Below are 15,164 nucleotides of genomic sequence, written 5' to 3'. Positions count from 1 at the left end.
TACTTTTGATTAATAGTTTATTTAAATAATATTAATCATAAACACTTATAATCACCTTGTAAGTTGATAATTTTTTAACTTAAACTCCTCCTATATTCTTAAGGAAGCTTTTAAAAAGCTTCCTTTTTTTTTACTCTATATTTAAGGATATTAATGAAAAATTTAAAAAAATATATTCTTTTTGATAATGATGGTGTTTTAGTAGAGACTGAAAAATGGTATTTTGAGGCAAATAAAAAGGCTCTTGCTCTATTAGGATTAAATCTTGAAATGGATTTTTATCAAAAAATTATGATAAAGGGTGGAAGTGCTTTTGAATTAGCACAAATTAATAATATAGAAAAAGATATCATAGAAAAACATAGAAGTATAAGAGATAACTTTTATCAAGAGTTTTTACAAACAAAAGATATAACAATTCCAAAAGTAAAAGATATTTTAAAAGAGTTATCAAAGAGATATAAAATGGCAATAGTAACAACTTCAAGAAGAGTTGATTTTGAACTAATTCATAAAAATCGACAAATTATAGATTTTATGGATTTTATTCTTTGTGTAGAAGATTATGAAAGAGCAAAACCACATCCTGAACCCTATTTAAAAGGCTTAGAAAAATTTAATGCAAAAGATTTTGAAGCAATAGTTGTAGAAGATTCTCAAAGAGGGTTACAAAGTGCAAAAAGTGCAAATATTGATTGTATAGTTATTAAAAATGAGTTTACTACTTCTCAAGATTTCAAAAAAGCTGATTTTTTCATAAATAGTTTTGAAGATTTAGAAAACTTACTTTAAAGTATCTCCAAAAAAAGGGATAAAATCCCTTTTATCTCATATCTAAATAGTTAATAAAATTCTCTGTCATTCTATCAAATCTATATATCTGTTTTCCATGTTTTGTATCAAAAAACTCTTTAGCATCAGACTCTAATTCAAAAGGGATAACATCATCTCCACCAACACTCATAAGATTACTCCCAAAAACATAATAAGCTGTTTTTGCATCAATTATCTTTTTTGTTTTAAAATCTGTTACATAAATAGCTTTAATATTCTCATTTTTATTATGATTTAACTCTTTTAAATAGTAAGCAAAACTATATTTAGGAGAGCTAAGAGCTATTATTTTTCCATCATTAAACTCTACATATCCCAACCAATCTTTATGTTTTTCAATAGGTACATTTTTTACGGGACACATATCTTGTTTAAGATTTAAATCTTTATACTCTTTTGATAAAATATCAGCACCAAAAATTGATACACAAATAAAAATAAGTAAAAAAAATATCTTTTTCACACTAAATCCTTTCTTTTAAAAATAAAATATCCAAAAATACTAAATAAAAATCCAACAATAGCTGGATAAAAAATACAATATATTGCTATTAGCTCTTTTCCAAACTCATCAAGAATAAAATAACTAGCTGGTCCAATAACAGATAACTCTGGGTCAAATAGAGTAATAGCACCTATTCTAAATACTTGTAATGGATTTATTAAAGCTATTGAGTAGATTAACTCTGGATTTGCTGTAGTTTTTATTAAAAATCCAATTAAAAGTAAATCTATTAAAGCAAGTAAAAATAACCAAACAAAAAAAGCAATTCCTAAGGCAACTTCTTGAGTTTTAACTATTGAAGATATAAAAAAACTAAGCCCTAAAAAGCAAATATTAACTGCAATAATCAATCCCATATAATAAAAAAATATCCCCCAAGGAACAGTTGCACCTTTAAAAAGACTCCAAACTAAAGCTAAAACTAAAGCACCAATTATTGGTAAAGTTACAACAAAAAGTTTTCCAAAAAACTTTCCAAAAAAATACTCTTTTAGTGAAATTGGAAAAGATAACATATACTCTAAAATATTACTATCTCTCTCACCTGCAATTGTTCGTACTGTATTTATCAAAATAAATATAGGAACAATTACTATACAAATTTCAATAAAAATTAGTAGTAATCTACTAAGACCACTAAAACCTTGAATTCTTGATTCAGTAATACCTGTTATAAAAAACAAAGCTATAATTCCACCAAAAACTAAAGTATAAACTAAAAACCATTTGGACCTTAAAGCTTCACTTATATCAGTTTTAAAAACTAAAAATAGATTTTTCATCTATTTTGTCCTAATATTTTTTCTCTAGTATAACTATAATCATAATTTTCTACACCATCTTGTCTTTGTTCATAAGCACTAAATCCAAAATCCATAGGAGTAGTTGCTCCAAAAGTCCAAAACGCTTTTTTTACATCAAGCCATTTTCCTGTTTTTGCATCTGTTACATAAATAATTGCCTCTTTTTCCCAAGTTATACCATTCTCTTTAAACCATAAAACTGCACAACCTATGTCATCATGATAGTACCTTTTACCATCATTTGGATTAATTATTTGAACTGCATAATTTCTATCACTAATAATCATCTTACATCTTTCACAAATCTCTCTATCAAATTTTACCTCTTTTGCTGTTGTATCAATTTGTGAATCACAAGCTGTAAAAAATAAACCTAAAACAAAAATTAACAAAAAACTAAATTTTTTCATCTAAAACAACCTTTCCTAAATCAAGTTCAATTCTTCTATTTACGATATTAGAAACCTCTTCTATACGATGGCTTATAAATATACTAAGTCTATCTTTTTTATACTCTTTTATTATCTCATAGAAACTCTCTCTTCCTTTTGGGTCAAGATTTGCTGTTGGTTCATCAAATATGAATATATCAGGATTTTTAGCTATTGCTATAGAGATTAGAAGTTTTTGTTTCATTCCACCAGAAAGTTTAAAAAAAACTTTTTTAAAATGCTCTTTTATATCCAAATCCATTTTGGAACAAAGAGTAATTACCTCATCTTTACTTATATTACTAGATTTTACTGCAAAATTTATAAGCTCATCTACAGTTAATTTAATTGGTGGTGGAAGTTGAGGAACAAAACCTATTTTAGAGATTGTATCAACTCTATTTTTAAAAGGGTTTATACCAACAACCTCTATTTTGCCACTTGTAGGAATATATTGTCCTAAAATACTTCTTATTAAAGTAGTTTTTCCTGCTCCATTTTGTCCCATAATTATAATACTATCCCCTTTTTTTAACTCTAAAGAGATATTATTTAAAGAGATTTGAGTTCCAAAAACTTTTGTAAGGTTTTCTATTTTTATCATATTAACTTCTTTAATTTAGTTTCAAATTTTAGTGAATCATTATGACACACCTCAACACATCTTCCACAAAGTGTACAATCTCCACTAATAACTGTCTGCTCTTTACTATTATTTATATTTGCATTTTTCTTTGTGATATCTAAAACATGTGGAACTAAACAAACATTTGCACAAACCCTACAATGATCACAACTATCATCCCAAACTATTTTTGTTGTACTTCCCCATCCAATAAAACTATATGTTGTTCCAATAGGACAAACATATCTACACCAAAATCTTTGAGAAAAAAATGTATCAACTAAAAAAACAGCTACTACAAAAGCTATTGCCACACTATAACCATATATTAATACTCTTGAAATTATTCCAACTACATTTATTATCTCAAATACCAAATATCCACTAATAAAAGAGAGAAATAAAAATATTGCCCAAAATATATATTTAATATTATGATTAAATTTATATGATTTTACAATCTTTCTCTTTTTTAAATATCTATGTAATTTTTCTGAGATTTCACCCAAAATAGTATAAGGACAAACCCAAGAGCAGTAAGCCCTTCCACCTATTAACATATATACTATTACAATAGTTAAAGTACCAATTATTAAATTTATTGGTATATGATGCGTACTAGCAAAAACTTGTAAGGCAATAAAAGGATCTGTTAAATGAAATCCTAAAAATCTAGAACCACTTAAATCTCCCTCCAACATTTGTAAATCTATATAATATGAAAGAATAAATAACAAATGTACAAAAATAACCACAAGCCATCTATAAAATCTAATTCCAAGCTTTTTTTTACCATCTTTTGTTGTAGTAATAAATGTATCAAAAAAGCCAGTATCTTCTATAGTAGCTCTTGTATTATACTTATCCATAATATCCTCTATTTAAAGTTTGCAATCTCTTTTGCTAAAATTTTTAAATCTTCATCACTTGTATTGTTCAATAAACCTTTCATTAAAGAGTTTACTACTCTATCATTTTTATAATCATCAAGTTTTTCTACAATATACTCATAAGATTTCCCAGCAATACTTGGAGCAACTTTTGTTCCTTCTCCAGATTTTCCATGACAAGAAGAACAGGCTGTTTTATAATATTTACTAACTTCATAATCAGTTTTTGCTCCAGCTTGTTTTTTTAAATCTTCTAAATATTTCTCCTCTTCACTTTTTTCCAATTTTGGCTCAACTTTAGAAACTTTTTCTTCCACTTTCTCTACAACTTCAACTTTTTTAGAGCTCTCTTGAGAAAGAACTAAAAACAGTAAAAACAGAATTACTACAATAAGGATTATCCCAACAATATTTTTTGCTTTCATCTATTTATTCTCCCTTACTTCTTTATTTAATTGTGCAATTTCACTAGCCAAACTTCTAATTTCACTATCTGGCATTTTTGAAATCAAATCTTTCATAAGCACATTTTTCTTTTCTCCCGTTTGATATACCTTTATAGCTTGGAATATCTCATCTTCACTTTTATCTAATAAAGATGGTCCAATAACTCCATTTGCATAGTTATCATGACAAGCTGAACATTTTTGCATATAGTTTTTGCTAAGTCTTTGAGAGAGTATTTTTGCATTTAATTTTTCATAACTATTTTTGATAGATATTAATGCTCCTAACTCTTTTGTAAGAGCTGTTTCCTCTCCATCAGGTGAAATTCTAACAACCCTATTCCCATCTAAATCATAAGAGATAAATGGATTCTCTTTTTCAATAGTAGTATTGTTTTCTGTTATAGTAATTTTTTGATTTGAAGTAGTTTTTACCTGCTCTTTTGTTTGTTCATTTTTAAGCTCTTTCTCTTTTTTATTATCACTACAAGCAATAAACAAAGATGCAATAAGTAAACTTATTAATATTTTTTTCATGAATATATCTCCTCATATTTAACTCTAGGTATAATTACAATAGCAGACTCACCACTTACAGGGCAAAGTTCTTCACAAACTCCACAACCAACACATTGATTTCTTACTTCTGGATAAAAATTACCTTTATTATCACTAACCATTGCTATTGCTTTATCTTTTTGTGGATATGGGCATAAATCAGCACAAATAGTACAAGGTTTACCTACATACTCTTGTAAATCATCAAGCACTTTTTGTTCTCTTTCATTTTTATTTGAATGAGTTAAAATAGAAGCTATATCCTCTTGTTTTACATTTTGTCCTAAAAGAGCTAAACATTTATTTGGGTTTTTAAGCATAGCAACTCCCATTTCTACTTGCTCCGCTTTTGTAATATCATGATTTAATGAACCACTAGGACAAGCTAATACACAAGGGAGTAAATCACATAAATAACACCCTCTAGCTCTTGCATCTACATAAGGTGTTCCTATGCTATTTCCATAAGTTATATCTAAAAGTGATAAAGTATGATAAGGACAAACTTGTACACATTGCCCACACTTTATACATGTAGATAAGAACTCTTTTTCATCTAAAGCACCAGGTGGTCTTAAAAGTCTCTCTCTTGCATTTAATCTTGGAGCTAAATACACTCCTGCTCCTATTAATGAGCCAAAAAATAGTGCACCTGCTCCCAGTTTTACAAAATCTCTTCTTTTTTCATCATTTTTACTTTGCAATTTTGTACTCCATCATTGGTTTATTATCAACTGCTAAAAGTTCTGGCTCTGAAAATGGAATAAATTTTGCTAAGAAATTTAATAAATCCATAATAACTGAACCATAAAAGAACTTTACATTTGGGTTATAAAGCCACAATTTATCAGCATAAACATAGTGTTTATATGGAATATCTCCATAACCATCTCCATTTTTATCAAATCCTTCATACATATCCCAGTAATTTGCATTCCAGTCATTTATTGAAAGATTATTTCTAGGAGTATCACTTACAACTGCTTCAATATTTCCTTTAATAACATTTTCATTAAAGATACTTCTCTCTCTTGATACTTGAAATTGAATCCCACTTGAATTGTATAAAATATTATTTCTTTCAAAAATATTTACAGTTCTTGGATGATAAGGAGATTGGTCAAGATACAATCCTCTTGGATTATAAATAAGATTATTTTCAAGAAGTGTAAAGTTTGAAGAGTCTTTCATACCAATTCCAACTCCAAATGCTCCCAAAGAGTTTTTTACAGTATTAGAAATAGCAATTGTTCCACTACTATACATAAAAAATATTCCTACTGAGTTATACTCAAAAAGGTTATTTCTAACCATATTTCTTCCAGCATACATAAAATGCAAAGAGTATCTATTGTAGCTTCCATAATTATTTTCTATATTATTTCCACTTGAATACCAAAGTACAAAATCTCTTGATTTATAAATTCTATTTGATAAAAGTTGATTATCATGAGAACTCCAAAGCCTAATTGCATCACCTCTAATACCCAATTCTAAATCTTTTGAAGTAATAAAATTATCTATGATTTTAGATCTATTTACTTGCTCAAAATTTACACCAAACAAACTATCCGAAATATGGTTATTTTCAATAGTAATATTATTTACCTCTTTTGCAAATATCGCACTATCTATATTTTCTACACTAAAACCACTATTAAGAATAGTTAAATTTTTAATAACAACATTTGAACTTTTTATAGTAATTACACTACTATTTCCATCACCAATTATTTTTGCTTTTTTATCTACTCCATCAATAGTAAGTGGTTTGTTTATTACCAAATTACCATGATATTCTCCTTGGGCTAAAGTTATTTTAGAGCCAATAGGAGCTTTATCTATTGCCTCTTGAAGTTCAAATGCAAAAATAAAATAGCTAGAAAAAAGTAAAAGTAAAATTAGTTTTTTCATCTAATTTTTTTGCTCTTTTCTTTTTGAAAATATAGCTAATAGACTTAAAACACTAACCGCAATTAAGATATAAAACCCTGTATGTGGATAAGAGTGAGTTGTAAATTGTGCAACTTTTCCATCACCAAATACTGTTGGCATAAATGGTTTTACTTTGAAAGCTCCCCAATCTTGCATATTATGTCCATACCAATATAGCCATCCTGAATAATCAATTAAAAAAGCAATTGGTAAAACAACAGGAATTATCATAAGTAACCATGAGGCTTTTCCATCATAATATAAAAATCCTATCATCATTAGTGTAAGAGCCAAAAAGAAATAAGGTACAACACTTCTTTCAAATTGACCACCATGCTCCATTGGATACATTCCAATATAATGGTTTATTGTATTCATCTCTTGTACATCTCCACTATAACCATCAAAATGAAAATATACGGGAATTCCATCAGGAAAAGCCTCTTTTGGATAATTTGGAGCTTCAAGTGAAACTCTCCATACAGGCATACTAGCAACGCCTATTTCAGCCTTTAATTCCATCATCTTTTCAAAAGACCCAACTGCACTTTTGGGAGTATTTGGACTTACATATTGAAAAGAGTGATAAAAATCCCAAATTTTTGCTACATAAGTTGGAATATCTTTTGTATCATGATTCTTTATTCTTTCCATTATCCCATTAAATCCAATAACTGGAATTGTATAACTAAAAGTTAATAGTAATAGAGCAACAATAGTAAAAATTTGATATTTTTTCATAATATATAGTCTCCTAATCTATAATAAGATTAAAGTAAGGAGAAAAACTCCTTACTTTATTTGCTAATTATTGTAAATCAGCGTTTTCATCAATCCATTTTAAATATTCAATAATATTTTTAACCTCTTCTGGTTTCATATTTTGATTTGGCATTCTTAGATTAAATGTTTTAATCATAGCATCTATATATGGTTCATTGTAGTATTTTGCTGGATCTAAAATAAAGTCATAAAGGAATTTTTCTCCATTTTCATGTCTTAACAAAGCTCCTGTTAAATCTGGTCCTGAACTCACCTGCCCAATTACGTGGCAACCATTACAACCACCTCTTAAATAAGCTTCTTCTCCAAGTCTTGCTTTTTCACTCATAGGAGTTGCCAGCTCTTTAGCCAATAGATTTTTAGCTCTTAAACCAACATCTGCTGTTTTAACCATATATTGCCAAACTTGGTTTTCCCAAAGAATTGCTGTATTTAAATCTCCAGCTTTAAATGCCTCATCTGCTTTTGCTTTTTCATGAGAAATTTTATTATATTGGTCTAGGGCATCAGTTACTAAAGATTTAACTTGAGGATATTTATCAAAACCTTTATCTTTTAAGAATTTAACAACACTTTGAATTACATCATCAGTTGCTTTATTTGTTGCAACAATCTTGTCATACTCTTTTTGTAACTCTTCAGGAGTCATTTTAGAAACTTTAGCAGCCTTATAATCTGGATACTGTTTTTTAGGGTCTTTAATTTTTAAATATCCCATCATCTCTAAGTGTAAAGCTGAACAAAACTCTGTACAATAATATGGATAAACTCCCTCTTCTTCAGCAGTAAATGTAACTGAAGCAGTTTTTCCAGGCTCAACTGAAGCATGAACATTTAATCCAGAAAGACCAAAAGCATGAGTCTCATCTTGAGCTCTTTCAAGGTTTGTAATATAAATTGTTACTTCATCACCTTTATTAACTGTAATATGTTCTGGATTTAAGTGGCTTCTTACAGCTGTCATATAAACTTTAACCTTATTCCCATCTCTTTCAACTCTCTCTTGACCTGCTAATGTTGCACCTTCGTGAGCATTACCAGTTCTACTATTTGTTCCCATTTGGTCATAAGTTTTTTTAGGTTTAATTTTACTTGCATGAATTGAAACAACATCATGTGGTTCACCTAAACCTATTGGCATATCATAAATTAACTCCATTTTATCGCCATTTAAATCAATTAATTGATGATTTTGAGGATGAAGTGGACCAACAGGTAAGAATCTATCAATAGATAGTTTATTTAAAGCAATTCCATATTTACCTTTTGGTTTAGTTGATTTCCCTTCCATTGAATCAAGATGTCCAATATTATAATGAACATTTACTCTATCAAGAAGTTTTAAATCTCTAAAATTCCATTTCACAACTTGTGAATCAACATAAAGTGAAGTATAAACTATCCCATCTTTTTCATCAAAAGTATTATGTAAAGGTCCTAGTCCCAACTCTAATTGACCATGAAGTGCTTTTTTGAAATCTAAAATAGGAATCCCATAAGGATCTTTTGAAGTAAACTCTTTTTTATCAATTTGCTCTTTAATTTTTGCAAAATCAAAAATTGTTACATGAGTATCAAGTTTTCCACCAATAATTATATATTTACCATCTGGAGTAACATCAACACCATGTGGAGATTTAGCTTCTGGCAATAAGAATAATGCTCCTGCTTTAACAGCAGCATCAATTGTTACAACTCTATGTCCATTTATAACTTTTGTATTTTTTGGATCTTTTGCAAGTTTTTCCAAAATTTGCCAGTTATAAATATGTAAAAAGTCCGTATCATTTCTACTCATACCTGCTTCAAATGGAGGAAGACCTTTTTCTATTCCACCTGTGTACATCTCTGAGTTAAAACTATTTGTAAATGCCCAACCATGAGATGGACCTTTTCCAGCATCACTTAAATCTTGCATATATGGAGGTAATTCTAATGTAAAAGACTCTTTTTCATTAATTAACCCTTTTTCATAATCAAATTTCCAAAGAGTAACCCCACCTCTATATTTCTCTTCATAAGCTTCAATAGGAACCCACTCATTTTCAAGTGGTGCAGCATATTGACAAGCATCTACAATATATTCAGTATTTGGAGTAACAAAACTTCCACCATGAGTACTTTTTAAGACTGGATTTACGACAATTTGAGTAGTTTCAAAGTCATGTAGATTAATAACAGCAACTCTAGGATTTGCTTTATCATTTATAAATAGGTAATCACCTGCATATTCACCATTTTTTTCACTAAAGTTAGGATGGTGAGTATCTCCCCATTTAACCTCTTGACCTCTTATCTTTCCACTATCAAGGATTTTTTTTGATTCATTATCAAATCCATACCCTTGCCATGGCTCTGGTGTAAATACACCAATGTATTTTAAAATTCTCATAGATGGAACACCATAAACAATTACTTGTCCTGATTGTCCACCTGAACTAAATACATAATATTCATCTTTCATACCTGTTGGAGTATAAGTTTTAGCAGCTGCCAAAACATCTCTTTCAGTAAGACCTCTATCTTTCATAACTTTTTGCAAATCAGTATTTGCTAATACTGATGTAACAGAAAAAAGAAGCATCGAACTTAAAATTGATACTTTTTTAAACATTTTAACCTCCTACAAAATTAAATGTAGGTTATGTTAACACATAATTAACAGTAGTTTATTGTCTTATATCAACATTATTAAAAAATTTGAAATTTTAATTATTACAATAAGTTATATTTAAAATTTAGTTTTGAATTGCTATTTCAAGGTATTTTTCAAGCTCTTCTTTAGAAACTTTACCAACAAATTTATGTACAAATTTCCCACTTTTTGAAAATAAAAACATCTCAGGAACTTTTTTTACACTTAATTCATCTGCTAGTTTTTGATTATCACTTCCCATTGTTATTGGATAATTTATTTGATGCTCTTTAATAAACTCTTTCATCTCTTCAACAGTTTTTGGATCTTGAAAAAGTACAGATACAATCTCTAAATTATCTTTATTATTCTCTTTTATCTCTTTAAGCATTGGTAAAGACTCTATACAAGGCGGACACCATGTTGCAAAGATATCAATAATAACTGCTTTTTTATTTTTAAATTCATCAAAGTCTAAGCCCTCTTCTGTACTTGTAAAACCTATAATTTTCTCATCTGTTGTAATTAAACTATAAGTTTGTGATTCAAACTTTGGTCTCTCTTCATTTATTTTCGTTTTTGAAACTGCATTTGCTGTTATTGGTGATTTTGAATCACAAGCCGTAAATCCTAAACCTAAAAAAGCTAAAGATATAAATAAAATTTTTCTCATATACACTCCATTTTTGATAAATTTTCTAAAATTTTTCTTGACTCTTCTTTGTCAAAAAATATATTCATTGCCAACTCTTGATTTACTCTTTTTAAGAATTGAACTTTTTTTTCTATTTGTAAAGCCCTATTTTCACCACAAGAGTTTAAAATCTCTTTTAACTCATCTTCATATGCTTTTATAATTTCATCTTTTTTCATAACCTTTGGTTTTGGTATAAAACTATTTTTATTTTTAAAGTAAAAATATAAAAAGGTAAAAATAGCACCAAAAATTAAAGCTAAAAAATATTCCATTATTTATAAATCTCTTTCTCAACTAAATCAAATAAAGCTTTATAACTTAAATTTTCAAGTTGAACTCCATTTACAAATATTGTTGGTGTTCCTCTAACTCCTAAAACAGTTGCATCTTCTCTATCTTGTTTAATAATTTGTGCTATTTTTGGATTTTTCATATCAACTTTTAATTTTTCAATATCCAAATTAGTAATCTGTTTTAAAAATTCCCATAAAAGTTCTGGTTTTTCATTATTATGTTCAGCCCAGTAAGGAAGTTTCTCAAAAATCACATCTAAAACTTCATTATAAAGATTTTGTTCTCTTGAAGCTTCAAGAATTTCAATAGCAAATTTTGAGTTTTTATGATTATCTAAATATTTTACAACAATTAAAATATCATCGCTATACTCTTTATAAAGCTTTTTCATAACAGGATTAAATATCCCACAAGATTCACACTCAGGGTCCAAAAACTCAACAATTGTTATATTTTTTTTATTTAATCCTTTTTTATAAGAGTAATCTTTTAATAACAACTCATCAATATTTGTTCTACTATTTGAAACACTATCTTTATAAAAATATACTGCTCCTATAAATAAAGCTAGAACAATAAAAATAGAGATAAAAACTAAATTTTTATTCCGCATAACATTCCTTTTGTAATTTTTTCGTACTTTAGCCAAAAAAGAATAATAGATAATTAAAGCCTATCTTCCCTTTTTATAGATGATTAAAGATATAAAGATAATAAAAAATGCTAAAAAAGATAAAAGTGGTATTGTAATAAATCCAAAATAATTCAAATAATCAACACTACAAGGAACACCACTAACACAAGGAGATAACTTTTCTGGAATTATTTTTAATATCAAAAGATTATGATAAATTGAGATAATTAAACCTACAACTACAAGAGGAAAACTATATTTAAATACGCTTTTATCGGGATATAAAAGATTTACTAAAAATATAAAAACTAGTGGATACATAAAGATTCTTTGATACCAACACAAACTACAAGGGACAAAATTCATTATTTCTGAAAAAAATAGACTACCAAGAGTAGCTACAAGAGAAGTTAAAAAAGCAAAAAAAAGCAAAACAATTATCCTTATACCGATATTTAATAAGTTTCATTGTAACAAAAAAATGTTAATATTCCCAATTATTTTTAAAAAAGGAAAACGAGTTGAGATATATTATCTTAGGTCTTATTATGGCTGGACTTTTTCAAGTCTTTTTTTGGATTACACAGGATAACTTTGTAACATTAAAAGATAGCTCTATGGACAAAATAGAGTCTCTTTCTTACTCTCCATACGAGGGTTATGAGAAAAAACTTTTGTCGAAACAACAAATTTCTGATGATGTAAATTTATTACAAAACTTTACAACAAAAATTAGAACTTATGCAACTAAAGAGGCCTATGAAATATTGGAAGCTTCAAAAGATAGCACTATGCCAATAGATTTAGGGCTTTGGATTAGTGGAGATCATCAAGAAAACTACTTAGAAATCCAAAGAGCTCTACAAATTTTGGAAAAATATCCTTCCAGAGTTGAAAATGTAATAGTAGGAAACGAGGTTTTACTAAGAGCTGATATAAATGAAGAGGAACTTTTTGCTTATGTTGATTTTATGAAAAGTCGTACAAATAAACCTATAACAGTTGCTGAAACTTGGGATGTTTGGGAAAGAGTTCCAGATCTTGCAAAACATGTTGATTTTTTAACAATTCACATTTTACCTTATTGGGAAAAAATCCCAATTGATAGATATAATGAGTTTTTACTAGAAAAATACTTAATAGTTGAAAAAATCCATCCAAATAGAAAGATAGTAATTGGGGAAACTGGTTGGCCTAGCCACGGATATAATAACAATAAAGCTGTTCCAAATATCAAAAATCAAGCACAAGCTATTAGAAGTTTTATAAATCTTGCACATGAAAAAGGTTGGCATTACAATATAATCGAAGCCTTTGACCAACCTTGGAAAGGATATGATGAGGGAAATGTTGGACAATATTGGGGAATATTTGATATAAATAGAGCTTTAAAATTCCAATTAATTGGTAAAGTTGAATTAAATCAATATTGGCTATATCAAATGATTGCTGCCATTTTAATTGGAGCATTACTTACAATTTTTGGACTTAGAAATCAAAAAGTAAATATTAGCCATGCTTTTGCTTATGCGATTGCTGCTCAAGGTATGGCATTTGGTATAGTAATGGCTGCTATATATCCATTTATAAACTATATGAATTTTGGTATGTGGGTTATGTGGGGAATGGGAAGCTTTTTGATGATTCCTCTTGTAATCATCACTTTAGCAAAAGCAAATGAGCTATTTCGTTCAACTATTGGTGTAACTCCAACTAGACTTGTTCCTCTTGATTTAAAATCACAAAATGCACCACTTGTATCAATTCATGTTCCTGCATATAAAGAGCAACCTCATGTTTTAGCTGAAACTTTAGAGAGTCTTTCAAAACTTACTTATCCAAATTTTGAAGTTTTAGTTATCATAAATAATACTCCAGAAGATTATTATAAAACTCCAATAAAAGAGCTCTGTGAAAAACTAGGAGATAAATTTAAATATCTTGATATAAAATGTACTGGATTTAAAGCAGGAGCTTTAAATACTGCTCTTGAATATACAGATAAAAATGCTGAAATTATTGCTGTTATTGATGCTGATTATAAAGTAGAATCTCCTTGGCTTGTTGATTTAGTTCCACTTTTTGATGACCCAAAAGTTGCAATCGTTCAAGCACCACAAGACCATAGAGATGGAGATGAAAGTATAATTAAAGCAGCTATGAATGCAGAATATGCTGGTTTCTTTGATATTGGAATGGTTGATAGAAATGAAGAAAATGCGATAGTTGTTCATGGAACTATGGTAATGGTAAGACTTAGTGCTATGATGGAAGTTGGTGGATGGGGAACTGACACTATTGTTGAAGATAGTGAATTAGGTTTAAGACTATTTGAAGCTGGATATATAGCTCATTATACAAATAGAAGATATGGATATGGACTACTTCCTGATACTGTTGAAGCATTTAAAACACAAAGACATAGATGGGCTTATGGTGCTATTCAAATTCTTAAAAAACATTGGAGAGAGTTTAAACCAAGTTCAACAAAACTTAGCCCTAGACAAAAAAATAAATTTGTTACTGGTTGGTTTTTCTGGTTAAGTGATGCTATGGGTCCAATTATGGCTGTTATGAATATTATTTGGGTTCCTGTTATCATTTTTGTTGGGGTTACAATTCCTACTATTCCTCTTACAATTCCTATTATAACAGCATTTATAGTAAATATTTTACATACTTTTATACTTTATCGAACAAAAGTAAAAGCTACTTTTAAAGATATTTTCTTAAGTTCTATAGCCTCTATGAGTTTACAACTAATCATTTTTAAAGCCGTATTTGATGGATTTATAAAAGATGGTTTACCATTTAAAAGAACTGAAAAGGGTGGAAAAGCTAAAAAAGGTTCAAGCCCTATAAAATATGAGATGATTTTAGGAGTTTTACTTTTAATTGCATTCTTTGCTCTAATATTTACAAACCATACAGGTATTACAGAAATCTATGTATTTGCAGCAACAATATTTATTCAAACAATTCCTTATATCTCTGCAATTATTATGAGAATGCTAGAACTTTACTCTTTAAAAAATCAGAAATCTTAAAAGGTTTCTGATTTTTTTTAAATTAGTTCATCAATTTATTTAAAATA

17 protein-coding genes are annotated in these 15,164 nt (G+C 28.4%); 2 read left to right on the top strand and 15 right to left on the bottom strand.

The window, feature by feature from the left end:
- Positions 1-153: 153 nt before the first annotated feature.
- Positions 154-792: an HAD family hydrolase gene (locus AFAEC_RS04585; RefSeq protein ID WP_034216409.1), complete on the top strand. Its 639-nt coding sequence runs from the start codon at positions 154-156 to the stop codon at positions 790-792.
- 31 nt (positions 793-823) lie between these two features.
- On the opposite strand, the gene AFAEC_RS04580 is transcribed toward AFAEC_RS04585, so the two are convergent.
- The 15 genes from AFAEC_RS04580 to AFAEC_RS04510 form a co-directional block, all read right to left on the bottom strand.
- On the bottom strand, positions 824-1,297 hold the full coding sequence (locus AFAEC_RS04580) for a nitrous oxide reductase accessory protein NosL (protein ID WP_026805802.1): 474 nt from the start codon (positions 1,295-1,297) through the stop codon (positions 824-826).
- Positions 1,294-2,121 (bottom strand): ABC transporter permease, encoded by an 828-nt coding sequence (locus AFAEC_RS04575; RefSeq protein ID WP_026805803.1) that lies wholly within the window; start codon positions 2,119-2,121, stop codon positions 1,294-1,296. The genes AFAEC_RS04580 and AFAEC_RS04575 overlap by 4 nt, the downstream gene beginning before the upstream one ends.
- Positions 2,118-2,552 (bottom strand): hypothetical protein, encoded by a 435-nt coding sequence (locus tag AFAEC_RS04570; protein WP_026805804.1) that lies wholly within the window; start codon positions 2,550-2,552, stop codon positions 2,118-2,120. The genes AFAEC_RS04575 and AFAEC_RS04570 overlap by 4 nt, the downstream gene beginning before the upstream one ends.
- On the bottom strand, positions 2,539-3,177 hold the full coding sequence (locus AFAEC_RS04565; protein ID WP_026805805.1) for an ABC transporter ATP-binding protein: 639 nt from the start codon (positions 3,175-3,177) through the stop codon (positions 2,539-2,541). The genes AFAEC_RS04570 and AFAEC_RS04565 overlap by 14 nt, the downstream gene beginning before the upstream one ends.
- The gene (locus tag AFAEC_RS04560; protein ID WP_026805806.1) at positions 3,174-4,067 is read right to left on the bottom strand and encodes a NapH/MauN family ferredoxin-type protein; all 894 of its coding nucleotides are present in this window, start codon (positions 4,065-4,067) and stop codon (positions 3,174-3,176) included. Before AFAEC_RS04560 ends, AFAEC_RS04565 begins: the two co-directional genes overlap by 4 nt.
- Positions 4,068-4,075: 8 nt before the next feature.
- Positions 4,076-4,513 (bottom strand): c-type cytochrome, encoded by a 438-nt coding sequence (locus AFAEC_RS04555; RefSeq protein WP_026805807.1) that lies wholly within the window; start codon positions 4,511-4,513, stop codon positions 4,076-4,078.
- Positions 4,514-5,071: a c-type cytochrome gene (locus tag AFAEC_RS04550; RefSeq protein ID WP_026805808.1), complete on the bottom strand. Its 558-nt coding sequence runs from the start codon at positions 5,069-5,071 to the stop codon at positions 4,514-4,516.
- Positions 5,068-5,796, bottom strand: a complete 729-nt coding sequence (locus AFAEC_RS04545; protein ID WP_026805809.1) for a 4Fe-4S dicluster domain-containing protein — start codon at positions 5,794-5,796, stop codon at positions 5,068-5,070. Before AFAEC_RS04545 ends, AFAEC_RS04550 begins: the two co-directional genes overlap by 4 nt.
- Positions 5,786-7,006 (bottom strand): nitrous oxide reductase family maturation protein NosD, encoded by a 1,221-nt coding sequence (gene nosD / locus AFAEC_RS04540; RefSeq protein WP_026805810.1) that lies wholly within the window; start codon positions 7,004-7,006, stop codon positions 5,786-5,788. Before nosD ends, AFAEC_RS04545 begins: the two co-directional genes overlap by 11 nt.
- Entirely contained in the window at positions 7,007-7,768 is a 762-nt protein-coding gene (locus AFAEC_RS04535; RefSeq protein ID WP_026805811.1) for a hypothetical protein, read from the bottom strand.
- A gap of 67 nt (positions 7,769-7,835) precedes the next feature.
- Positions 7,836-10,394 (bottom strand): Sec-dependent nitrous-oxide reductase, encoded by a 2,559-nt coding sequence (nosZ, locus tag AFAEC_RS04530; protein ID WP_371317636.1) that lies wholly within the window; start codon positions 10,392-10,394, stop codon positions 7,836-7,838.
- Between the two features lie 154 nt (positions 10,395-10,548).
- Positions 10,549-11,118, bottom strand: a complete 570-nt coding sequence (locus AFAEC_RS04525; RefSeq protein ID WP_026805813.1) for a TlpA family protein disulfide reductase — start codon at positions 11,116-11,118, stop codon at positions 10,549-10,551.
- On the bottom strand, positions 11,115-11,414 hold the full coding sequence (locus AFAEC_RS04520; RefSeq protein ID WP_026805814.1) for a hypothetical protein: 300 nt from the start codon (positions 11,412-11,414) through the stop codon (positions 11,115-11,117). The genes AFAEC_RS04525 and AFAEC_RS04520 overlap by 4 nt, the downstream gene beginning before the upstream one ends.
- Positions 11,414-12,049 (bottom strand): DsbA family protein, encoded by a 636-nt coding sequence (locus AFAEC_RS04515; RefSeq protein WP_026805815.1) that lies wholly within the window; start codon positions 12,047-12,049, stop codon positions 11,414-11,416. The genes AFAEC_RS04520 and AFAEC_RS04515 overlap by 1 nt, the downstream gene beginning before the upstream one ends.
- 60 nt (positions 12,050-12,109) lie before the next feature.
- The gene (locus tag AFAEC_RS04510) at positions 12,110-12,502 is read right to left on the bottom strand and encodes a disulfide oxidoreductase (RefSeq protein WP_225442401.1); all 393 of its coding nucleotides are present in this window, start codon (positions 12,500-12,502) and stop codon (positions 12,110-12,112) included.
- A gap of 89 nt (positions 12,503-12,591) precedes the next feature.
- On the opposite strand from AFAEC_RS04510, the gene AFAEC_RS04505 reads away from it, so the two are divergent.
- On the top strand, positions 12,592-15,117 hold the full coding sequence (locus tag AFAEC_RS04505) for a glycosyltransferase family 2 protein (RefSeq protein WP_026805817.1): 2,526 nt from the start codon (positions 12,592-12,594) through the stop codon (positions 15,115-15,117).
- Positions 15,118-15,164: the final 47 nt, after the last annotated feature.

Source organism: Aliarcobacter faecis (genome assembly GCF_013201705.1).
GTDB classification, from domain to species: domain Bacteria; phylum Campylobacterota; class Campylobacteria; order Campylobacterales; family Arcobacteraceae; genus Aliarcobacter; species Aliarcobacter faecis.
This window is presented reverse-complemented; position numbering and strand designations above follow the sequence as displayed.